Here is a 21,480-nt window from a genome sequence, read left to right on the forward strand (position 1 = left end):
GGCGATGGCCGAAGGCGCCGGTACGGGGGGCAGCGGTACGGGGAGAAGCGGCACGGGGAGCAGTGGCACGGACAGCGGCGGCGGTGCGGGGAGCGAGCGGTACGCGGAGCTGGCGGGGGCGGGACCGTACGGGGTGCGCCCGGGGCACGCCCTGATCACCATGGTCGAACCGCATCCTGGCCATGAGTACGCGTACAACCGCTGGTACGAGGACGACCACTACTACGCGGGTGCGACGGCGATGCCGTGGATGTTCGCCGGGCGGCGCTGGGTGGCCACCAAGGACCTCCAGGAGCTGCGGTATCCGGAGGAGTCGGCGGTGGCCCGGCCGGTCGGAGCGGGGTGCTATCTGTCGACGTACTGGGTGACCGAGGGGCGCTACGACGACCACATGAAGTGGACCGTCGCCATCAACAAGCGGCTGAACCGGGACGGCCGGGTCTACCAGGACCGGACCCACGTGTTCACGGCCTTCCAGGACCACGAGGCCACCGTCTACCGCGACGGGGCCGCCGGCCCCCGGGACTTCCACGCGCTCGACCACCCGTACGCGGGTCTCGTCCTCCAGGTCGTCGACGCGGAGGGGCCCGAACAGCGGGCGGAGCTGCTGGAATGGCTGCGCTCGCGCCATCTTCCGAAGCGGCTGAAGGGGTCGCCCGCGGCCATGGTCACGGTGTTCCGGCCGACGCCCCTGCCCGGCGACCGGATGACGTACGTGAAGCAGGTCGAGGGGGTCGACACCCGGCTGACGCTGCTGTGGTTCCTCCAGGAGGATCCGCGGAGCTGCTGGGAGGAGCGCTTCACCGGCCTGGACGCGGCGGTCGCGGAGACGGGTCTCGGGCGGGTCGAGCTGGTCGCGCCGTTCGTGCCGACCGTTCCGGGGACGGACCGGTACGTCGACCGGCTGCGGTGACGCCGCGGAACGGCGCCGGATCGTGCCGAGCCCCCTCGGCCAGGACGGCGAACCGGTCGAGAGGGCTCCATCAGGTGGTGCGGTGGTGCGGTGGTGCGGGGTGGTGCGGTCGTGCGAGGTCAGGCGTTGACCGTGCCCGTGGCGACGTCGCGCACGAACGTGTTCCACGCACCGGGGACGAAGGTGAGCGAGGGGCCCTCGGGGGCCTTCGAGTCACGTACGGCGATGGACAGCGCGACCGGGGACTTGACCTCGACGCACGCGCCGTTGCCCCCGGAGTACGACGACTTCGTCCACTTGTCCGTAGCACCCTGAAGAATTGCCATGTTCACTCCGGTTCAGAGAGTTGGGTGGGTCGCACCAACCTGATTCCGATTGGCGTGATCGACGCTACTCGCCAAGCCCCGCCCATGAGATGGCCGTTCACTCGTCCGGATGGTCTTTCTCCGGTAAGCCTTCCATGGCGAGTGAGCGGCGGTGTACCATACCGCCGCCCACTCGCTTCTTCCGGAATGGCTCATATCCGACGCGCCGGCTCCGACGCGTCAACTCGTGTACGACTTCGCGATCTTGCTGATGAACTCCCGGGTCTGCTCCACGTTCAGCGCCTGCGCCCGCAGGTGTTCGTACATCACGCTGTAGCGCTGCACGTCGTTCGCCTTCTCCAGGTAGAGATCGCTCGTGACACCCTCGATGTAGACGACGCTGGAGTCCGCGGCGTCCGGGAACTCCAGGATCGCGTACTGGCCGTTGATGCCAGGGTGCGCGCCCATGTCGAACGGCAGGACCTGCACGGTGACGTGCGGCAGGTGGGACTGCTCGACGAGGTGTTCCAGCTGGTCGATCATCACCTGCTTGTCGCCGACCACCCGGCGCAGCGCCGACTCGTCGATCACGGCCCACAGCCGCAGCGGGTTCTCCGGCGCGTTGACCCGGTCCTGACGTCGCGACCGTACGTTGACCCGCTTCTCGATGTCCGACGGAGGGGCCTCGGGAAGCGCGCCGCTGATCAACGCCTCGGCGTACGCCCGGGTCTGGAGCAGGCCCGGGACCATCTGCGGCTCGTAGACCCGCAGCGACTCCGCGTCGGTCTCCAGGCCGATGTAGACGCTGTACGGGATGTCGCCGAAGGCGTGCCACCAGCCCTGCTGGCGGGAGTCCTTCGCCATCTGCATCAGCGAGTCGACGATGCGGTGGTCCTCGACCTCGTACACCCCGCAGAGGTCGCGTACATCGCGCTGGCTGATGGACCGGCGGCCGTTCTCCAGGCGGCTGATCTTCGACTGCGAGACCAGCAGCCGCTCCGCCACTTCCTCGGCCGTCATGCCTTTGAGTTCGCGCAGGCGACGCAATTCCTGACCCAGCCTGCGTCGCCTGACAGTGGGATTGACGTTGGACGGCACGGAAACGGCACCTCCGGCTATGTAGCTGTGCGTATCTACTGCTCAGCAGATTGCCACCCCTTGCCCCGGCCGCGCTGGGAAACGGCCACACGCGGGGCGCGGGGGCGTACGCACCGGTGTGCGGGAGGGCGCGCAAGCGCACGGGGCAGCCGGTGGTGGTGACTACCGGCTGCCCCGTGCGTGGTGCGGCTCCCGGACCGGGCCCTGTGACGACAGGCGACGGTACGGCGTTGTGCTGTTCTCAGGTCCGTGCGGTCAGCTCGCGGCGGTGTGCGCCATGCTGCCGCGACGGGCCTGTGCTTGCGGCTGCAACGGAACGCCCGCTGCCTGCTGCGTACGGCGTGGCTGGACGGCCACCCCGTTCTGGACGTCCATCACGGCGTGCGCCACGAGTCCGCCCATCGGGTCGTGCCTGATCAGGTCCCGGAGCCGGGAGCGCGATGAGCGCCCCTCGTTCCCGGGGTACAGATGCTTGCCGAGTCCGACCGCGTGGGCCAGTGCGGCGAGCGCCGCGGTCCGCGGGTCCGGCGGTACGCCGGTACGGATCGCGCTGTCCAGCCGGTTCCTGATGTCCCGGCTGATCGCCGTCTCCGTCGCTTGGTAGCGAGTCGTCGGCAGCACTCCGCACATCTGGCCCGCCACGGCATGAACCATGCCGCACCGCTCCAGATGAGCGAGATAGATCTGGCGCAGCCCCAGGCGGGGCCCGCCGATCCAGTGGACCGCCCGAACCGGGCTGCCACGACGGCGCAGCAGCTCCAGTGCGGAGTCCAGAGTCGGATCTCCTGTCGGCCGTGGCATCACCACGGCGATACGATCCCCGTCAGGGGCTATCCGTCCTGCCAGAGCCAGCTCCACTAGCTGTGCCCCGGCCAGGCCGAGGTCGAGCGACTGCGGCTGCGCTGTGGTACCCGTGGTCGGGTCCAGAGCGAGCAGCAAAAGCTCCTCCGGGATTGTTCTGCGGCTCCTGCCCATCCATGCCTCCCCGCGTGGATGTCTGACAGGGTGACCCCTCTCACATTGGTCTGTCGAGAGCGCCTGCCTGCTTTGTAAGGGAACCAGTAGGTATGTCGTTCTCGTCTAGCAGCTCGGCCAGGGGTTCACACAGGACACTGGTAGATGGTTCGGACAGCGCGGGGTGACCCCGCAGCGCATGAGGAGGCATCGGTGGCGGGCGAGTCCCCCGACAAAACGGAGCAGCAGAAGTCGTCGGGGACGGCTGCGGAGGAACGCGACCCGCGCTTCGCCGTGTTCCGTGACCCCGGCGCGGACACGGACGCGGGCGGGAACGAGGATGCGGGCGCGGCTTCGGGCGCCACGTCCGACACCGCGACCGCTGTCTTCCGTCCCCGACTTCCGGAGGACGCCGCCCGGCGCGAGCCCGAGGCGGAATCCCCTTCCGCGGCGCGTGAGCCGGAGATCGAGCCGGAGACCGCATCCGAGCCGGAGACCGCATCGGAGGCAGCGGCCGAGCCGGAGACCGCATCGGAGGCGGCGGCCGAGCCGGATGTCGATTCCGCGGCCGGTTCCGGGGCCGAGGCCGACGCGGAGACCGCCGCCGAGCCGGAGAGCGCGCCTGTGGCGGCCTCCACGGCCTCTGAGGAGGCCGGTACGCCTTCGGAGGGCACGGGAGCCGCCGAGGGCGGCACGAGCCCGGACACGGGCGCGGAGACGTCCAGCACGGCGACGCCCAGCACGGCGACGGTTGCCGAGCCCGATGGTGAGGCCGGGGACGGCCGGCTGCGTGCCGCGGTGGCCGCGTGGGTCGATGCCGAGGCCGAGGACAAGCCGGCGGCGGACACCGAGGCCGACGCGGACTCCGGTGCCGAGTCCGCGTCCGACGCCGAGGACGAGCCCTCCGCGACAGCGGAGGTGGACGCCGAGCGCAAGCCGGAGCCCGAGGCGGACGCGACGCCGAAGCCCGAGGCGGACGAGGACGCGGCGGACGCTGAGCCGGAGTCGAAGGGCGAGCCCGACGACAAGCCGAAGGCCGGCCCCACGCCCACCGCCACGCCCGAATCCAAGCCCGAACCGAAGACCGAGCCGAAGGGCGACGCGGAGCCGGACAGCGCGTCCGACGCCTCCGACCTGCGAGGAATCGATCAGCCCACCGCCATCTTCAAGGCGGTCAAGCCGGTCGGCGCGGCCGACCGGGTCGACCAGGCGACGACCGCGCTGAAGCTCCCCCCGAGCTTGGACCGGCCCGGGGACAAGAGCGAGAACAAGCCCGGGAACGAGCCCGAGAGCGAGGCGGAGCGCACGAGCACGTTCGTGCCGCTGCGCTCCGACGTACGGTCCGCCCCCGCGCCCCGCAAGCCGGAGCGCGGGGCCGGGACCGGGGCCGGGACCGGGACCGGACCCGAGGCAGGGCCCGAGGCGCCCGTCCGCACCCCGGAGACCGCCTCCCCGGCCTCCCCGCCGCCCGCCGCGCCGTCCTGGGCGGCGGCCGAGCGGACCCGGCAGCAGCCGCTGCCGCCGAGGCCGCCGCTCGACCTGCTCGCCGAGCTGACGAACACCCCGCCGCCCGCGGAGACCCCGGTCCGGACCGCCGTCCGGCGGGTCAAGATCTGGACCCCGCTGGTGCTCCTCCTGCTGATCGTCTTTGCGATCGTGCAGGTGATGCGCCCGCTGCCGGAGCCCTCGCTGGAGCTCACGGCGAAGCCGACGTACACCTTCGAGGGCGGCGCGACGAAGCTGTCCTGGCCGGGTCAGGGGCAGTCGGCCGTGATGGTCGACGGCGTCGGGTCGCTCGGGTCCGAGGGCGCGCAGAAGCCCGCCCCGATCGCCAGCGTCGCGAAGGTCATGACCGCCTACGTGATCCTCCAGGAGCACCCCCTCAAGGGTGACGAGGAGGGCGAGACGATCACCGTCGACCAGAAGGCCGAGGACGAGTCCAAGCGGCCCGACGAGTCGACGGCCCCGCTGACCAAGGGGCAGCAGCTCAGCCAGCGTCAGATGCTCCAGCTGCTGATGATCCCCTCGGGGAACAACGCGGCGCGGCTGCTCGCCCGCTGGGACGCGGGTTCCGAGGACGCGTTCATCGACAAGATGAACGACGCGGCCAAGGAGCTCGGCATGACCGGGTCGACGTACACGGACCCGAGCGGGCTGGAGAAGACCACGGTCTCCACCGCCACCGACCAGCTGAAGCTGGCGCAGGCGGTCATGCGCAACGAGGTCTTCAGGGGGATCGTGGACATGCCCGAGATCGAGATCGAGGGCATAGACGGCAAGATCTACAACAACAACAACCTCCTGCTGCAGCCGGGCGTGAGCGGCATCAAGACCGGGTCCTCCACCCCGGCGGGCGGCAATCTGCTCTGGTCCGCGAACACCAAGGTCGACGGCAAGGTGCTGTGGATCTACGGAGCGGTCATGGGCCAGCAGGCCGGTACCGGGCGGGTCTACGACAGCCTGGAGCTGTCCCTCCAGAACAGCCTGAAGCTGATCAAGGACGCGCAGGAGGCCGCGACTTCGGCGACGGTGGTGAAGAAGGGCGACGTCGTCGGGTACGTCGACAACGGGTTCGGCGGACAGACCCCGGTGGTCGCCACCAAGAACCTCAAGGCGGTCGGCTGGTCCGGCCTGGAGGTCGAGCTGAAGGTCACGGACAACGGCGAGGGCATCGACCACGCCGCGAAGGCCGGGAGCGAGGTCGGCATGGTGACCGTGGGCACCGGCACCGGAAAGGTCACGGCACCGGTGGTGCTGCAGAGCGATCTGACCGAGCCGGCCTTCGGCGACAAGCTGGCCAGGATCGGCTGAGACACCGGAGCGGGGAGGGGCGGGCGACGCCGTGGGCCGCCCCTCCCCGTTTATGACAGAGATACGTGCAGGGGGTACGTGTTAGCGTCCCCGGACAACTCAGGGACGCTGGGACGCGTCCTTGAAGAGGTACGGGGCCGGCGGAGGACGGGGAGAGCCGTAGTGACCACCGCGGAGCCGAAGCCCGGCCGCGAGGCGGACGAGACCACAGGGGCCGTGGGCGACGCCCTGCACGTACGCGTGCCGTCCCCCCGTGTCCCGGAGTCTCCGACTCCCCTTGATTCCTCTGGTTCCTCCGATCCCTCCACGGCCGCCGGGACTCCCGGGCCCGCGGGGCCCGCAGAGGGCCCCGCAGCCTCCGAGCCGTCGTCGGCCAGGGCCCGTCGCCTGCTGCGGCACCCCGTCACCATCGCGACGGCCGCCGCCGCCGTCGCCCACCTCCTCTGGTTCTTCTTCTTCGCCAACACGGGCGGCGACATCGCCGCACAGGACGCCTGGGCCGAGTTCGTGGGCCGGCACCCCGGCACGGCGTACAACCTGGCCTGGTACGGGGGCATGCACCCCGTCTCGTACAGCGTGGTCTCGCCCTACCTGATGTCGCTGCTCGGCGTCCGTACGACGATGATGATCGTCGGCACGGTCTCCTCCGCGCTGACCGCGCTGATCCTCGTGCGGGTCCCGGCCGTCCGCAATCCGCTGGCCTGCTCGCTCGCCGGGGTCTTCGCGTTCCTGTGCAACGCGCTGTCGGGCCGGGTGACCTTCGGGCTCGGCATGATGTTCGCCGTCGGCGCGGTGGCCGCGGTGTTCTGCTGGCCCTACCGCTGGCGGTACAAGCGGTGGGCCAAGGCCGGCGTCGCAGCCCCGCTCGCCGCGCTCGCCACCGCGTCCAGCCCCGTCGCCGGACTCTTCCTGGGCGTCGTCGCGGCGGCGCTGTTCCTCCACAAACGACGCCCCGGCGCGTACGCGATCGGGCTCGCCCCGGTCGCCGTGGTGGGGCTGTCCTCCTGGCTGTTCCCGTTCTCCGGTACGCAGCCGATGTCGCTCGGGACGCTGTCGCTGCCGTTCCTCTTCGCGGCCCTCGTGTACGTCCTCGTACCGCGCGACTGGAGCACGGTCCGCACCGCCGCCGCCGTCTACGGGGTCGGCACGCTGCTCACGTACGTCATCGACTCGCAGATCGGGTCGAACATCACGCGCATGGCGATGCTGTTCGCCGGGGTGGCGCTGCTCGCCGCCCTGCCGTACGCGGTGCCGCGCAGCCGCCGCTGGTACGCCCTGGTCCTGGCCTTCGTGGGCCTCAACTTCTGGATCGGGTTCAAGGGCGTCGACGACATCGTCCGGACCGCGCCCGCCGCGTCCTGGAACCGGGAACTGGCCCCGCTGATCAACCAGCTCCAGCAGGTGGAGGCGGAGCGCGGGCGGGTCGAGGTGGTGCCGGCGAGCAGTCACCGCGAGTCATCGGCGCTCGCCCCGTACGTCAACCTGGCGCGCGGCTGGAACCGCCAGGCGGACATGAAGCGCAACCCGCTCTTCTACGACGACACGCTCGACCCGGTGAACTACCGGGAGTGGCTGGACCGCTGGGCCGTGCACTACGTGGTGCTGCCCAAGGACCGGCCGGACAACGGGGCGATCCAGGAGGCGGAGCTGGTCGAGCAGGGGCAGCCGTACCTGCGCGAGATCTGGGGCGACGCGAACTGGAAGCTCTTCCGGGTCCTGGACCCGGTGCCGCTCGCCGACCCGCCCGCGACGGTGGAGCGGGCGGGCGCGGACGAGCTGACGATCACCGTGAAGTCGGCGGGCCGGGTGCTGATCCGCATCCCGTACACGCGCTGGCTCGCCCTCGTCGACGAGGAGGGCAAGAGCGTGGAACGCCCGCTGGAGACCGAGGAGTCGAAGGCGCGGTCGAAGGCGGACGAGACCGCGCCGAAGACCTATCTCAACACCAACGGCTGCCTGAACAAGGTCGAGGAGGGCCCGTACGGCGACGAGTGGACCGAACTGCTCGCGCCACGACCGGGCGTGTACCGGCTGGCGGCCCCGTACCAGCTCCAGCCGGGCACGCCCTGCCCCGAAGAACTGAGCTGACCCCCCTGGTGTTCCGTTCGGCGTCCCGCTCGGTGCTCCGCTCGCTCTCCTGCCCGCTCTCCCGTGTACGGGCCATCGGGTACGGGATCTCCCTCCGCGGGCAGCGCCCTGGCAAGGTGTCCTGCCATGACGTGCCAACACTGCGGCGGTGGGCGCCGAGGCGCGCTGCCCGGAATGGTCTGCCCCGACTGCGGTACGGGGGCGTCCCGGGCGCCCGGAGCGGACGGCTCCTGGGTCGTGCGCGAGACGCTGACGGGTCGCCTCTCCACCCTGCCCCGCCGACGTAAGGCGCTGCTCGCGGCGGGCGTCGTGGCGGTGGCCGGAGGCCTGGTCACCGTCGCCTCGCTGCTGGTCCAGGGCGGCGGAAGCGTGGGCGGCGGCAGCACCCGTACGGACGCGGCGGGCCGGGCGGGCGCGCTCCCCGACCGTGTCGGCGGCGCGGCCCCCACCAGGATCGGCCCGGGTCCGGACGCGGGCACGGATACGGAAACGGAGGCGCCCGGCGCGCCCCGCGGCACTCCGCCCGGCCCGTCCGTGTCCCCCGGTGGCGGCCGCGGCTTCAGCCAGTGGGCGGGCCCCGGCTGCGCGGCGGGCACCTACCGGGAGCGCGGCCGTTTCGAGAGCGGGAACGCGGGCTGGTACACGGTCGACTCCGGCGGTTTCGACGGCGGCGGGTGCGACGGCCGGTTCAGCGCGGTCCCGATGTCGGGCAGCCCGACCGAGGACCGGGGCTCCACGGCCACCTGGTCCTGGCGGCTGGGCCGGGGGTTCAGCGAGTGCGCGCTGACCGTTTTCGTCCCCGGGGGCGGAAGCCCGCGCGACGCCGCCGGGGACCCGACCGTCTACCGGGTGCTCTCCGACCCGGACGACGCGGACTCCGCGTACACCGGCTTCGCCGTGCGCCAGACGGAACACCGGGGGAGAGCGGTCCCGGTGCGCAGCTACCCGGTCAAGGGCGAGGTCTTCGCCGTCCAGCTCATCGACCGGGGCCGCGACTGGGGCGATGCGAAGCGCGTCGGCGCGCACCACGCGGCGGCCCAGATGAGAGCGTCCTGCCACTGAGTGGCTGAGTGGCTGAGTGGCTGAGTGCCTGAGTGCCTGAGTGGCTGTGTGACTGAGTGACCGAGTGCTTGAGTGCCTGAGTGAGCGAGTGCTTGAGTGACCGAGCGACACTGAGCGACCGATTGGCTCGGCGGCTGTGCGGCTGTGCGGATGTGCGGATGTGCGGCTGTGCAGCTGTGCGGCTGTGCAGCTGTGAAGCTGTGCGGCTGTGCGGATGTGCGCGCCCGCGAGGGCCGACCGGTCCTCCCGGCTACCGCACGAAGCCGCGGTCGTGCGGCGACAGGTCCGTGGCGGGTCCGGCGGAACGGAGGACCGTGTCCAGGGCCCGGCCCGGGTCGGCCGAGTAACACCCGCTCGCCCAGGCGGCGTTGGCTTCGATCACGGCCCATCGGCCCTCGTCGTCCCGGCCGACATCGACAACGATCGCGGACGGCAGGGTCTCCCCGGCGGCCGCGAGGACCTCCCGTCCGAAGGCGAGCGCGTCACCGTCCGCCGGCCCGAGCCGGAGCCGGCCGGACTCGGCGTACTGCCCGGCCGCGTGGACGGCCCCGTCGAGCAGATGGAGCCGGTACTCGACGGCGAACGTCATCACGTCGCTCACCAGCACCACGGTCGCCGGGTCCACGGCATCCGGTCCTGGCAGCCGGGACCCGTCCGCGTACACGAGCGCCGAAATGCTCTTGTCGTTGGGCGACTTGACGAAGGCGGGGCGTCGCAGCCGGTACGCCTCGTCGATCGGCATCGCCCGGATCTCCCGCCGGGTGAGCGCCCGGGGGAGCCGCGCGAGCCAGTCGGCGGGGGCCTCCAGGAGGGCGATCCCGAGCGTGGGGGCCACGACGTCGGCGAAGGAGGGCCCGGCGTGCAGATGCACGGCGTGCCCTTCGCCCCCGGTGCTCCCGGTGCTCCCGGTGCTGGCGGTGCTGGCGGTGCCAACGGTGGACGCGGCCGGCCCCGCACCCTCCGGCCACTCCGGCGACTCCGCCCACCCCGGACCACCCAGCCCCTCCGGTACGGCGGAGGCCGTCGCCTCCACGACGCGCAGCCCGCGCCGCAGCGCGGTGGCACGCAGCGTCCGGGCGGAGGCGGTGAGCCGGGGCGGGAGGACGAGGGTGCGCGGCGGGCGGGTCATGGCCGCAGATCCTCCCGTACGGGGACGCCGCGCCGCACCGGCTTTTCTCCGGCGGGGCGGGGACCCGTTGTGCGGGCCCGGGGCCACCTGGTTCGATCGGCGCATGATCATCGAACCGTCGCTCGTACGCGGCCTGATCGCCGCCCAGTTCCCGCACTGGGCGGACCTGCGCGTGGAGGCGGCCGGCGCGACCGGGACCGCGAACGCGATCTACCGCCTGGGCGTCGACAAGGCCGTACGGCTGCCCCGTACCGAGGGCAGTGCGGCGGATGTGGCGACGGAGCATCGCTGGCTGCCCCTGCTGGCATCGCGGCTGCCCTTCCCCGTACCCCTCCCGCTGGCCCAGGGGGTTCCGGACGAGGCATTTCCCCGGCCCTGGTCGGTCTGCACCTGGCTGGACGGGACGAACCCGGGGCCCGGCGACGGCTCTTCGGGCTCCGACCTGCTCGCGGCCGATCTGGCGGAGTTCGTGCTGGCGCTGCGCCGGGTCGACCCGGCGGACGCCCCGCCCGCCTACCGGAGCGAACCTCTGGCCTCCCGCGACCCGGCGACCCGTGAGGCGCTCGCGACCCTGGACGGGGTCCTGGACCGGGCGAGCACCACCGCCGCCTGGAACGAGGCCCTGACCGCGGAGCCCTTCACGGGCCGGCCCGTCTGGGTGCACGGGGACCTCCAGCCGGGCAACGTCCTGGTCGCGGAGGGCCGCCTCACCGCGGTCATCGACTTCGGCTGCACCGGTCTCGCCGACCCCGCCGTCGACCTGATCGCGGCCTGGTACCTGCTGACGGCCGGGGCCAGGGAGACGTTCCGTACGGCGGTCGCGGCCGACGACGCCACCTGGACGCGAGGGCGGGGCTGGGCGCTGTCCATCGCCCTGATGGAGCTCGCGCACTACCGGGAAACGAACCCGGTGATGGCGAGGATCGCGGCGCACGTGATCGCCGAGATCCTCACCGACCACTCCCGTGCGCGGGTCAGACCCCCGTCGAGTCCTTGACGCGCGGCGCGTTCACGGCGGGTGCCGGAACCACCCCGGGCGCGCTCTCACTGAGCCCGAACCGGTCGTGGAACCTCCGCAGGGGGCCGGGCGCGTACCAGGCCGATCGGCCGAGCAGACGCATCGCGGCGGGGACGAGCACACCGCGTACGGCTATGGCATCGATGAGGATGGCCAGCCCGCTGCCCAGACCGAACATCTGCATGAAGCTGATCTCGGCCGTGCCGAAGGCGAAGAAGCTCACCGCGAGCAGGAGCGCCGCCGCACTGACGATGCGCCCGGTGCGGCCGAGGCCGTGGGTCACGGCGGACTCGTTGTCCTCGCCGAGATCGTGGAGTTCCTTGATCCGGCTGGTGACGAACACCTCGTAGTCCATGGAAAGACCGAAGGCGATGCAGAACATCAGGACCGTCATCGACATCTCCATCGGCTGCGCCGTGAAGCCGAGCAGTGAGGAGAGGGCGCCGTCCTGGAAGATCCAGGTCATCACGCCGAGGGTCGCCGCCAGACTGACGATGTTGAGGACCAGCGCCCGCAGGGGCTGCACGACGCTGCCGGTGAAGAGGAAGAGCAGGACGAAGGTGGTGACGACGATCAGGGCCACGGCGATGGGCAGCCGGTCGCCGATGGAGGTCTTGGAGTCGACCAGTTGGGCGTCGGGACCGCCCACCAGCGGGCTCGCCCCGGCGGGCGGATCGGTCGCACGCACCTCCTCCACCAGGCTCTGGGCCGCGTCCGACTTCGGTTCCAGAGCGCTCACCACGGTGATCCGCTGCGCGTCGGGCCGGCCGAGGGCGGGGTTCCCGGGGCCGTCGGCGGCGGACTCTCCCCCGACGTAGCTTCCCGAGCCGGTCTCGACGCGTACGACGCCGTCGAGCCCGGACAGTCCGGCCGCGTACGACGCCAACGGGGCCTCGGCCACCGGCTGGTCGATGACGACGTGGAGGGCCGATTCCTCGCTGCCGTCGAAGTCCTCCCGCAGCGCCGTGGCGACCTGGCGGCTCTCGGCGCCCTCGGGCAGCACGCGCTCGTCCGGGGTGCCGAAGGTGATGCCGAGCAGCGGGCTCGCCGCCAGCAGCAGCACGGCGAGCGCGGGCAGGGCGGTGATCGCGGGCCGTCGCATGACGGCGCGGGCCAGCCGCCCCCACAGGGGTGTGCGGTCATCGACGCGCCCCCGCTTCACCCAGGGCAGCCGGCCGCTGTTGACGCGGTGCCCCAGGACGACGAACAGGGCCGGCATGACGAACAGCGTGGCTACGGCGGCGACGGCGACGACACCGACTCCCGCGAAGCCGAACGAGCGGAGGAAGTACTGGGGGAACACCAGGAGTGACCCGAGGGCCGCCGCCACGGTCGCGGCGGAGAACGCGACGGTGCGGCCCGCGGTGCTCACCGTGGACCGGACGGCGTCGTCCACGCTCGCACCGGCCGACAGCTGCTCCCGGAAGCGGCTGACCATCAACAGGGCGTAGTCGATGCCGAGTCCGAGGCCCAGGGCGGTGGTGAGGTTGGTCGCGGTGTTGGCGACATCGGTGACGCTGCCGAGGAGGGAGAGCTGGGCGAACGAGCCGAGGATGGCGATGACGGCGATGACCAGCGGCAGCAGGGCCGCGACCACGCTGCCGAAGACGAACAGGAGCAGGACGAGGGTGAGGGGTATGGCGATGGCCTCGGCCAGGATCAGATCGTCGACCACCTGACTCGACAGATCGCTGCCCACGGCCGCGCCGCCTCCGGCCCGGACCGTGAGGCCACCGTCCTGTGCGCCGGTGTAGGCGTCGATGACCTGCTGGGCGTTCTCCTGCTGCCGCGTCTCGTCGCCCGTCACATGGGCGAGCACCATGGCTTCCCGGCCGTCCCCGGAACGGAGGTCCGGGCTGCCGGTGTCCCAGTACGAGACGACATTGGTCAGCCCCTTCTCCTCCTTGAGGTCGGCCACCAGGCTCTGCCCGCTCCGCCGTACGGCGGGGGAGTCGACGGAGCCGTCGGCGGCACCGACCAGCAGCACCAGGTTCGTCTCTCCCCCGAACTTCTCGTCGATGACCACCGCGGCCCGGGAGGACGCGGACGACGGGTCGTCGAAGCCCCCGCCGAGCAACTTGCCGAACGCGCCCGCGCCGACCGCGCCCATGAGCACCAAGGCCACAGCGGCCACGACGAGTACCGACCGGGAACGGCGAATCGCCAGTTCGGCCAAGCGTTCAAACACGCCACATCTCCTTTGCCTCCAATGGTGAGAACGACGTGTGTCTGCCCGGTGCACAGGGGAGCCGGCGCAGTGCCGCGCGGAGCCCTTCTCCACCAGGGAGGGGCGCGGTGTCGCACGCTTCGTCGCCGTGAACGACGTTAGTGAGAGGACGAGTTGTTGAGCAGTGCGAGATTTACCTGACACTGTCAGATTTTTCGACCAGGCGGCAGGATTCTCGGGCGGGCGGTCGCCAAGGCCTCCCGGTACGGCCGGGTCCGCCGTAGGGTCGCCCGCATGCGCGCAGACGAACATCCGTCGGCTCCACCCTCCCTGCGACAGCGACGCCGGGCCGTCGCCACCCAGGAGATCGTGAAAGCCGCCGAGCTCCACATCACCGAACACGGCTCCGCCGCCCTGTCCCTGCGCGCGGTGGCCCGGAGCCTCGGCATGAGCGTGCAGGCGCTCTACCACTACTTCCCCGACCGGAACGCCCTGGTCACGGTGCTCATAGCCAAGGCGTACGAGGACCTGGCCGCCGCCGTACAGACCGCCGCCGACACCACCCCGCCCGACCCGTCCGTACCGCGCTTCGTGATCGCGGCCGAGGGCTACCGCCAGTGGGCCGTCTCCCACCCCGAGCGGTTCCAACTCCTGTACGGGACACCCCTGCGGAGCTATGCGGCACCCGTCGGCGGCCCGACCACCCGGGCGATGCAGCAGATGAGCGCGATCTTTCAGCGCGTCCTGTTCGGCGACTTCACCGCGGAGCAACTGGCCGCGGCGGACACGCTCACGCTGTCGCCCCCGTTCCGCGCCCATCTGGAACAGCTGTCACCGGACGGCCTGGCGGCCCTGCCACCGCAGGCGACCGCACTCCTCCTCAGCGGATGGGGCCACATGCACGGCCTCGTCGTCCTGGAGGTGTTCGGACACACCTCGTTCCTGGGCGACCACCAGGCCGAGATCTTCCACCTGGCGATGCTCGACCTGCTGACGGACATCCACCGCCGCATCCCGGCCGGGCACGGGAACGGCCCCGGATGAGAAAGCCGGGGCGAGAGCCACTCCCGGTGGTGATCGGTGTCGCGTCGCGGGTTGTGGTGTGCGCCACGCGTCCCGGCACCGTAGCCCACCACAACCGTCCGCTCACGGAGCATGCCGAGCAGCGGCCGCAGGTCGTCCAGTGGCTCCGATGCGTCCACGGTGGTCAGCGGATACGCCGTCTCCTTGATCCAGTTCCGAACCGCGGCACGCTGTTCCGGTGAGGTCGTCATGGCGTCACCCTCGGACATCGACCACGGTTGAGATCAACCCCGATCGAGCGGGCCGACGTGGGTGCCGACGTCCCATCCGCTCCCGCAGTCGGCCCCGGACGAGAGGCCCGGGGCCGGGCTCCTACCTGCGAAAGGAACCCGGGTAGGAGAGGAAACGCGTTGTGCCCCCGGCAGGATTCGAACCTGCGACACCCGCTTTAGGAGAAAACGTAAACCGAAAGCGAGCGTTTCCGAGACCTTCCGAGACCTTCCGAGAGATCCAAGCGGGGGCGCCGACCTGCCATTACCGGATTACCCGAGACCTTCCGAGAACCCCCGAGTGGGGTTTGTGGATTCGATGTGGAATCACGCCGACTGCACCACCGAAAGCGTTCGAACAGGCTCCGCCCGCGGCGCCATAACCGCCAGCACCTCGGCTGCTACCTCCTCGCCGGAATGCTGATACAACCACGTCACCTTCGACCCACGCTCGTGGCCCATCACCGTCTGAACGTCCTTCTCCGGCACACCCAGATCCTTCAGCCGCGTCGCGAACACGTGCCGCAGATCGTGCACCCGCGGCCACCACTCCGTCCTCCCCGTCTCCTTGCTCACGACCTCCCGCGCCAGGCCGGCGGCCTGGATGGCGGGGATCCAACTGCGCCGGAAGTTGTGCCGCGTGAGGACACCGCCCTGGGGCCGCGGAAGATGAGCTCTTCGGGGTGCAGGTCGCGACCGTCGCCGATGGGGGAGACGCGCGCTGTGGGGCGCCACGTGTCCACCATCTTCTGCACGGCGGCCACGGCCTCCGGCGTCAGCGGCACGGTACGGAATCCGTGCTCTGTCTTCGGAGCGTCCTGCCGGAACAGGGTCCCCCTGTCCGCACTGAGCACTTCCTTCACCTTCGCGTGCTCACCCTCCAGGTCCACATGCCCCCACCGCAGACCCGTCGCCTCACCCCACCGCATGCCCGTCTCCTCAAGGAAGACGAGCAGCGGCTGGTAAGCCATCGCGCAGTGCTCGCGGATCAGCGCGCACTGAGCGCGGGTCGGCGGACGCAGATCGTCGGCGTGCTTCTTCGGCGGCTCGCCGATCTCCACCTCGGCGGCCGGGTTGTGGGGGATCCGCCGACCGTCGCGGACGGCGGCGCGGAGCATGGCGCGCAGGAGCTCCAGCACTTTCTTCCGGGTGTGGTAGCCCTTCACGTCCCTGGTGATCCACGTCTGGAGTTCCTGGTACTCCAGGTCGCACAGCCGCCACTCGCCCCACCGGGGCTGGATGTGGGCGTTCCAGTTCGACAGCTTGCGGTTGGTCGTCGTGGTGCGCCGCTCCGGCTGTCCCTCCCACCACAGATCCCACCACTCCTGGAGGGTGATCTGCCCGCGCTTCGGGTCGGTGTAGTCACCGGACCGGACCCTGGTCCGCACGCGGTCGAGGAAGGCGTCCGCGTCGCCCTTCTTCTCGAAGTTCTTCGCTTTCTGCTTCCCGGCGGGGTCCCGGTAGCGGGCCTGCCAGCTGCCGAGGCAGTCGCGTCGCCGCTTCCGGGCACCGTGCTCGTCCGGCGGGTACTGCTCTACGCACTGGGCGCAGCCGCACGTCTTGCTCCGCAGCTGCCGGGGGTTGTTGGTCGCTCTACGCGCCATGGGGCACCGCCTGCGCCTGCAGGAAGAGAGCGGCGTCTGCGCGCGAGCGGAGTGTCTTCTGCCGCTGCACCCCCTCCGGCGTCCTGTACCTGGCTCGCCACGGGCCCGCGCACCCGTCCCGGTCTGATCGGTATCCGTATTGCTCGGGCGGGTAGTCCTTGATGCAGTCGACGCATCCGCACGTACGGCTGCCGACTTGGTAGAGATCACCTCTACGCATGCTTCATCACCTGCTCGTCACTCCTCCGCTGTGGGGGAACGCGGGGGCTCAGGTCGAGCGGCTCCCCGCAGAAACAGCGTGCACCGAACCGGGCCTGTGGCACTGCGAGTTCGGAGAGAATCGCCCGAGCGGCGGTGACCGTGTGTTCGCGGTCAAGGCCGGTTGGCAGGGCGATGGTCTGAGTGGTCGCGTCGAACGGCGGAGCCGTACCGATCGGCGCGTAGTGGACGCGAATGCACATGCGGACCCCCGTGTACGCAGGCGGATTGGGAACCTGCGGTCGATGAGGGGAGGGCATCGGCCGTGCGAACGACCGTACCCCTGCGCCGTTGAAAATGCGACCACTGTTACGAGAGGTGACGAACCGTCATGCGCAGGGAGTGACGGGCTCCATTTAGAGGAGACTCACGACAGGGTGGAACGGTTGCGCTCGGCCAGAGCGCGGATCTCCACCTCTTTGTCCGCCTGCTGCTCAGCGGTCAGTTCGTGGAGCAGCGCAAGGATGCGCTCCGCGGCGTCCGGGCTAAGTGGGCCGGGAGTTTTCCGGCCGGCGGCGGCGAAGATCTGGTCTTCGGTGAACTTGGGGTAGGCCGCGGCGAGTGCGCGCAGGGCGTCCGGACGGGGCTGCCGCTTGCGGTGGACCCACGTGTTGACGGTGGAGACGGACACACCGATCGCCCCTGCGATCTGGCTGTCGTTCACGCCGTACTCGTCCTTCAGCCGTGCGAGCAGCTGGGCGAGGTCTTCGGTGGGGGTCGCGTCGTCTGTGGCCACGACCCTAAGGGTGCCCTTTGATCTCTACTTTTCGCAAGTAAAAGTAGAAGCATGGCGGGGTTGCGCACCGGGCGTGACCTCCCCGTCACGCGCCCGTGCGCTGGCATATGACACCACCATAGAACACGCATTCGAATCACGCGACACGTCTCGGAAGTTCTCGGAAGTTCCCGTTGACACGACTGCGACTGTAAAACTGTCACAGCACCTCAGGACGAGGAGCTCACCCGCATCGAACAGTCCGAGGTGCTCATGCCGAAGGTGGTCCGCAACGACGCCGGCCAACCGCTCCGCGAAGCCCTGAAGCGCGAGCACCTCACCCTCGACCAGCTCTCCGAGAAGACCAAGCAGGTCGACCCGGAGGGGCGGGGCGTCAGCCCGGCCACGATCGCCCGACTCACCGGGCGAGGCACCACCGCCCGGGAGCGCACCGAACTCCGCACGGCATGGCTGATCACCGAGGCCCTCGATGACCGCATGCACGCACTGTTCAGCCGCATGCCCACACATTCGACCGCGACAGTAGAAAGGTCAAGCTCCGATGCCGAAGAAGAGTGAGCGCCTCACCGCCCTCCCGGCCGGACTCGTGCCCCTCCTGACCATGCGCGAGATGGAGACGTACTACGGCGTCTCCGACTGGCAGATCCTCCAGTGGATCAAGGCCGGGATGCCCGTCGCCCCGTTCGCCGGCCGCCAGCGCCGGTTCGACCTCGCCGAGGTCCAGGCGTGGATGGCGGAGCAGGACGCGGACTCGTCGCCGCAGCTCGTCGCCGCGTCCGCCTGACCCCGGAAACACCAAGGGACGCCGAGCCATGCCGGGCCCGACGCCCCAACGGCAGTACCTCAACCACTTCAGAAATCGAGGACACCGTGTCTGTACAGACTATCTGCCCCACTGATCTTCCCGCCGGTCACCGGCGCACGGTCCACGTGGACGTGACGATTCCCCGTCCCACGACCGTGCCGAGCGTGTTCCGGACGGCGGCCCGGCTGCTCGCGGCGAACGGCCACCACCAGGGCGACTTCGTCCCGGACCCGCGCGACCAGAAGAGCACCATCCCCCACTCCCTGCGCCCCATGTCGATCGTCGCGGCGATCCGCTGCGTGGTGTCGGGCAACCCGCACTGGTACTCCCCGCTGGCCGAGGACGCCATCAAGGTTCTCGCCGGTCGGCTGGAGGTGGACGGCGAGCCCGCGTGGAACAACGAGTCGTTCTGGCTGGAGATCCACGTCGCGAACTGGGGCGACGTCGAGGGCCGCACCACGGAGTGCGCGGTCGCGGTGCTGTACGCGGCGGCTGACGCCACGGCGGTGTCCCTGTGAACGAAAACGACACGTTCCGGCAGTGGTTCCGCGACACCCGTATCTCCGCTGGCTTGTCACAGCAGAAGGTCGCGGACGCGTTGAAGGTTGAAGGCTTCAACCTGATTCAGTCCCAGATCGCCAAAATTGAGCGCGGCGAGCGCCCTCTTCGCCTCGACGAGGCTGCGGCCATCACGCGTCTCTTCGGCACCACACTCGACATCGCGCTTGGCCTCAAGGAAGGCGACCCGAACAGCCTGGCTGCTCAGCAGCTTGCGGGCCGCACTTCAACCCTCCAGCGGATCCGGTCGGTTATCGACGCCGAGCTGGGCGGTGCAGCATGAGCGCCGGTTCGGGCCCGCTGCGGGTCGAGACGTCGGATGGTGCGGTGTGGGTTCAGGCGGCGGTGACGCGCGCCGGGCTCGGGCTGTACTGCCCGGAGGGCGTGGTGAGTTGCCCGCGGTTCGTGGTGGCGACGTTGGCGGAGCTGGCTGAGCACGGGGTGAAGGCGGCCCCGCCGGTGACCGACGTGGCGGACGCGGTGGCGCTGCTGGGTGCGCTCCCGATGCCGGTTGGCGAGCCGATGCCCGTGGAACTGAGCGAGCAGCAGCTGGACGCGTTGAGCGCTGCGGGGAACCGCGCGCTAAACGATCACTACCACGAGGACCTCTGCTTCTGCCGGGAGTGGCCGACCAGTTGCGTGAGCAGCGGCAACTACTTCATGGGCACGTGGGACACGTCGGCATTCGACATCGGTCTGCCTGCGGTGCTCGGCGTGTGGGAGTCCCTGCGGAACGGCCGGCACGCGGCGAAGATCGCGGAGCTGCGGGCGGACAACGAGCGGCTGCGGGCCCGGGTGGCCGAGCTGGAGGCTGCGACGTACGTGGCCCCGTCGCCGAGCTGCACGCGCTGCTACGGAGCTGACGCCGTGCGGTTCGTGGCCAAGGGGGGCGCGACTGCACCGTGCCGTGCTTGTGCGCCGTCGGAGCTGGAGGAGCTGCGGGCCCGGGTCGCCGAGCTGGAGGCGCTGAAACCCGCCCGGTTCCAGACCTGCCGGGCCTGCGGTGCGGGCTACGAGTACGGACAGAAGTGCTCGGGCTGCGAGTTCAAGAAGCAGATGGCCGCTGCGTCGGTCGAGGACCCGCACGACAGCCCGTTGCACCAGTCGTACGCGCTGGGCCACGACCTCCCCGAGATGACGCCGCCCGCGGCCCCGGCTGACCCGCGCCGCGCCGAGTCCGTCTCGAAGCTGCGGGCGCTCCTCTCCCGCCAGACGGGCGGTCCCCAGTGATGGAGCACCCGCTGCCCGCGATCGCCTGCCTCTCCGTGTCCGCCTTCGCCGCCGGGTCCATCCCCGTGCTGCTCCTCGCCGAGGCCGACCACCTCACCCCCGGATGGGTTCGCGCTCTGCCGGCCGCCACCTCCCACGCCCTTCACGCCGCGCCGCTCACGGCCGCCGCGCTCCTCATGCTCCTCGGAGGCACCCGATGAAGCTCTTCCGTGCGATGCGGTTCTTCCGCTTCCTCGACACCACCCGCCCGAAGCTGATCGGCGGTGCGTACTCCGGGCCGACCCGCGTCAACGTCTCGTCGATCGCTGGCGGGGCCGTCCTCCACCTCGACCACCGCCTCCTGCACCTAGTGCTGGAGCTGGCCGAGCAGTTCGTCGAGGACCCCAAGGGAATTGGCGAGCAGCTCCGTGAGATCGACGCGCTGTCGAACCCGGGCAGGGACTCGCACGCCCGTCACGAGCGGGACGAGCTGGTCGACGACCTGCTGGCGCAGCTCGGCGGGGCTGAGCTGCGGCTAATGGGCGAGCAGGTGCACCGGGTGGCGGAGTTGCTGCTCTCGTCGAACGGTGCGGGCACGGTCGTGGCGCTGCCGTCGCAGCGTCGAGGTGCCGCATGAGTGCCACGCAGCCTGCCCTCTTCGCCCAGACCAGCCCGTTGCCGACGCTGTCCGGCTTCGACGTGATCCTTGTCGCCAGCTCAGCAGGCAAGGACTCCCAGGCGATGCTGGACTACGTCGCCCAGCTGGCCCGCGAGGCTGGTGTCAGCGAACGCATCGTTGTTCTCCACAACGACCTCGGCGAAGTTGAGTGGCCGGGCACCTCGGAGCTGGCGCGCGAACAGGCTGAGCACTACGGCTTTCGCTTCGAGATGCGGCACCGCGAACAGGGGTTGCTCCTCGATCAGGTCCGAGCGCGCGGCATGTGGCCGTCCGCGAAGGCGCGTTACTGCACCAGCGACCAGAAGCGGGGCCCGGCGCGCAAGCTCATCACCCAGCTTGTCCGCGAGCAGGGTCTCGACCGCCAGGCTCGTGTTCTGTACTGCCTCGGTCTTCGAGCTCAGGAGTCTTCCGGTCGAGCGAAGAAGCCCGTCCTGGCGCTGGACCAGTCGGCCTCCAGCGGTGTTCGTCAGGTCACCACCTGGCACCCCATCCTCGACTGGACCGAGGACGAGGTGTGGGCCCGAATTCACTCCTCGGGCGTGCGTTACCACTGGGCCTACGACAAGGGCATGAAACGCCTGTCCTGCTCCTTCTGTGTGCTGGCAAGCCGTGAGGACCTGGAGTGCGCGGCTCGGCTGCGCCCGGACATGGCGGCCACCTACGTCGCTCTGGAAGCCGAGATCGGCCACCGGTTCAAGGCCGACCTGTCCATGGCCGACATCGTCGCCGCCGCTGGTGGTGCCGCATGAGCCGTCGCGCCTGGGCCTGGTCCCTCACCTTCTCCGCCGCCATCT

Annotated in this window: 22 protein-coding genes and 1 tRNA gene; 14 read left to right on the top strand and 9 right to left on the bottom strand. The window is 70.6% G+C overall.

Going from position 1 to position 21,480, the window contains the following annotated elements; translation table 11 throughout:
- Positions 1-4: 4 nt before the first annotated feature.
- Positions 5-913 carry a hypothetical protein gene (locus tag ACIQRW_RS33915; protein WP_403767957.1) on the top strand — a complete coding sequence of 303 codons (909 nt, stop codon included), beginning with the start codon at positions 5-7 and terminating at the stop codon, positions 911-913.
- 119 nt (positions 914-1,032) lie between these two features.
- Here ACIQRW_RS33915 and ACIQRW_RS33920 read toward each other — a convergent pair whose 3' ends face one another.
- From ACIQRW_RS33920 to ACIQRW_RS33930, 3 genes are all read right to left on the bottom strand, one after another.
- Complete coding sequence (locus ACIQRW_RS33920) at positions 1,033-1,239, bottom strand: DUF397 domain-containing protein (RefSeq protein WP_265601053.1); 207 nt, start codon at positions 1,237-1,239, stop codon at positions 1,033-1,035.
- 219 nt (positions 1,240-1,458) lie between these two features.
- On the bottom strand, positions 1,459-2,316 hold the full coding sequence (locus tag ACIQRW_RS33925) for a helix-turn-helix transcriptional regulator (RefSeq protein WP_010064569.1): 858 nt from the start codon (positions 2,314-2,316) through the stop codon (positions 1,459-1,461).
- A gap of 255 nt (positions 2,317-2,571) precedes the next feature.
- Positions 2,572-3,291: a GPP34 family phosphoprotein gene (locus ACIQRW_RS33930; RefSeq protein ID WP_003968450.1), complete on the bottom strand. Its 720-nt coding sequence runs from the start codon at positions 3,289-3,291 to the stop codon at positions 2,572-2,574.
- 192 nt (positions 3,292-3,483) lie between these two features.
- Here ACIQRW_RS33930 and ACIQRW_RS33935 point away from each other — a divergent pair, with 192 nt between their 5' ends.
- From ACIQRW_RS33935 to ACIQRW_RS33945, 3 genes are all read left to right on the top strand, one after another.
- On the top strand, positions 3,484-6,081 hold the full coding sequence (locus ACIQRW_RS33935; RefSeq protein WP_403767961.1) for a serine hydrolase: 2,598 nt from the start codon (positions 3,484-3,486) through the stop codon (positions 6,079-6,081).
- A 162-nt stretch (positions 6,082-6,243) separates the two neighbouring features.
- Positions 6,244-8,169, top strand: coding sequence for an MFS transporter (locus ACIQRW_RS33940; RefSeq protein ID WP_403767963.1), 1,926 nt, complete (start codon positions 6,244-6,246; stop codon positions 8,167-8,169).
- Positions 8,170-8,343: 174 nt separating this feature from the next.
- A complete protein-coding gene (locus tag ACIQRW_RS33945) occupies positions 8,344-9,231 on the top strand; it encodes an adhesin (RefSeq protein ID WP_403768097.1) in 888 nt (295 codons plus the stop codon).
- A 250-nt stretch (positions 9,232-9,481) separates the two neighbouring features.
- Here the strand turns inward: ACIQRW_RS33945 and ACIQRW_RS33950 are convergent, their stop codons facing one another.
- Entirely contained in the window at positions 9,482-10,360 is an 879-nt protein-coding gene (locus tag ACIQRW_RS33950; RefSeq protein WP_403767965.1) for an ATP-grasp domain-containing protein, read from the bottom strand.
- Positions 10,361-10,463: 103 nt separating this feature from the next.
- On the opposite strand from ACIQRW_RS33950, the gene ACIQRW_RS33955 reads away from it, so the two are divergent.
- Positions 10,464-11,357: an aminoglycoside phosphotransferase family protein gene (locus ACIQRW_RS33955; protein WP_403767968.1), complete on the top strand. Its 894-nt coding sequence runs from the start codon at positions 10,464-10,466 to the stop codon at positions 11,355-11,357.
- Here the strand turns inward: ACIQRW_RS33955 and ACIQRW_RS33960 are convergent.
- The gene (locus ACIQRW_RS33960; protein WP_403767971.1) at positions 11,335-13,566 is read right to left on the bottom strand and encodes an MMPL family transporter; all 2,232 of its coding nucleotides are present in this window, start codon (positions 13,564-13,566) and stop codon (positions 11,335-11,337) included. The two genes, ACIQRW_RS33955 and ACIQRW_RS33960, sit on opposite strands and share 23 nt — an antisense overlap.
- 273 nt (positions 13,567-13,839) lie before the next feature.
- Between ACIQRW_RS33960 and ACIQRW_RS33965 the strand changes: the two genes are divergently transcribed.
- Positions 13,840-14,589 (top strand): TetR/AcrR family transcriptional regulator, encoded by a 750-nt coding sequence (locus ACIQRW_RS33965; protein WP_403767974.1) that lies wholly within the window; start codon positions 13,840-13,842, stop codon positions 14,587-14,589.
- Positions 14,590-14,981: 392 nt separating this feature from the next.
- Here the strand turns inward: ACIQRW_RS33965 and ACIQRW_RS33970 are convergent.
- From ACIQRW_RS33970 to ACIQRW_RS33985, 4 genes are all read right to left on the bottom strand, one after another.
- A tRNA-OTHER gene (locus tag ACIQRW_RS33970) sits at positions 14,982-15,090 on the bottom strand.
- 74 nt (positions 15,091-15,164) lie between these two features.
- The gene (locus ACIQRW_RS33975; RefSeq protein WP_403767976.1) at positions 15,165-15,413 is read right to left on the bottom strand and encodes a tyrosine-type recombinase/integrase; all 249 of its coding nucleotides are present in this window, start codon (positions 15,411-15,413) and stop codon (positions 15,165-15,167) included.
- A complete protein-coding gene (locus tag ACIQRW_RS33980; RefSeq protein WP_403767979.1) occupies positions 15,410-16,441 on the bottom strand; it encodes a tyrosine-type recombinase/integrase in 1,032 nt (343 codons plus the stop codon). The genes ACIQRW_RS33975 and ACIQRW_RS33980 overlap by 4 nt, the downstream gene beginning before the upstream one ends.
- Before the next feature lie 625 nt (positions 16,442-17,066).
- Positions 17,067-17,435 carry a helix-turn-helix domain-containing protein gene (locus ACIQRW_RS33985; RefSeq protein ID WP_403767982.1) on the bottom strand — a complete coding sequence of 123 codons (369 nt, stop codon included), beginning with the start codon at positions 17,433-17,435 and terminating at the stop codon, positions 17,067-17,069.
- A gap of 252 nt (positions 17,436-17,687) precedes the next feature.
- On the opposite strand from ACIQRW_RS33985, the gene ACIQRW_RS33990 reads away from it, so the two are divergent.
- From ACIQRW_RS33990 to ACIQRW_RS34025, 8 genes are all read left to right on the top strand, one after another.
- A complete protein-coding gene (locus ACIQRW_RS33990) occupies positions 17,688-17,993 on the top strand; it encodes an XRE family transcriptional regulator (protein WP_403767985.1) in 306 nt (101 codons plus the stop codon).
- Positions 17,977-18,219 (top strand): hypothetical protein, encoded by a 243-nt coding sequence (locus ACIQRW_RS33995; protein WP_365156193.1) that lies wholly within the window; start codon positions 17,977-17,979, stop codon positions 18,217-18,219. Before ACIQRW_RS33990 ends, ACIQRW_RS33995 begins: the two co-directional genes overlap by 17 nt.
- Before the next feature lie 152 nt (positions 18,220-18,371).
- Positions 18,372-18,758 (top strand): hypothetical protein, encoded by a 387-nt coding sequence (locus ACIQRW_RS34000; RefSeq protein WP_403767988.1) that lies wholly within the window; start codon positions 18,372-18,374, stop codon positions 18,756-18,758.
- Complete coding sequence (locus tag ACIQRW_RS34005) at positions 18,755-19,081, top strand: helix-turn-helix transcriptional regulator (RefSeq protein WP_403767990.1); 327 nt, start codon at positions 18,755-18,757, stop codon at positions 19,079-19,081. The genes ACIQRW_RS34000 and ACIQRW_RS34005 overlap by 4 nt, the downstream gene beginning before the upstream one ends.
- On the top strand, positions 19,078-20,028 hold the full coding sequence (locus ACIQRW_RS34010; RefSeq protein WP_403767994.1) for a hypothetical protein: 951 nt from the start codon (positions 19,078-19,080) through the stop codon (positions 20,026-20,028). Before ACIQRW_RS34005 ends, ACIQRW_RS34010 begins: the two co-directional genes overlap by 4 nt.
- Complete coding sequence (locus ACIQRW_RS34015) at positions 20,028-20,228, top strand: hypothetical protein (RefSeq protein WP_403767997.1); 201 nt, start codon at positions 20,028-20,030, stop codon at positions 20,226-20,228. The genes ACIQRW_RS34010 and ACIQRW_RS34015 overlap by 1 nt, the downstream gene beginning before the upstream one ends.
- The gene (locus tag ACIQRW_RS34020) at positions 20,225-20,644 is read left to right on the top strand and encodes a hypothetical protein (protein WP_403768000.1); all 420 of its coding nucleotides are present in this window, start codon (positions 20,225-20,227) and stop codon (positions 20,642-20,644) included. Before ACIQRW_RS34015 ends, ACIQRW_RS34020 begins: the two co-directional genes overlap by 4 nt.
- Positions 20,641-21,435 carry a phosphoadenosine phosphosulfate reductase family protein gene (locus tag ACIQRW_RS34025; protein ID WP_403768003.1) on the top strand — a complete coding sequence of 265 codons (795 nt, stop codon included), beginning with the start codon at positions 20,641-20,643 and terminating at the stop codon, positions 21,433-21,435. The genes ACIQRW_RS34020 and ACIQRW_RS34025 overlap by 4 nt, the downstream gene beginning before the upstream one ends.
- Positions 21,436-21,480 lie beyond the last annotated feature (45 nt).

The organism is Streptomyces sp. NPDC091287 (assembly GCF_044768525.1).
GTDB lineage: Bacteria > Actinomycetota > Actinomycetes > Streptomycetales > Streptomycetaceae > Streptomyces.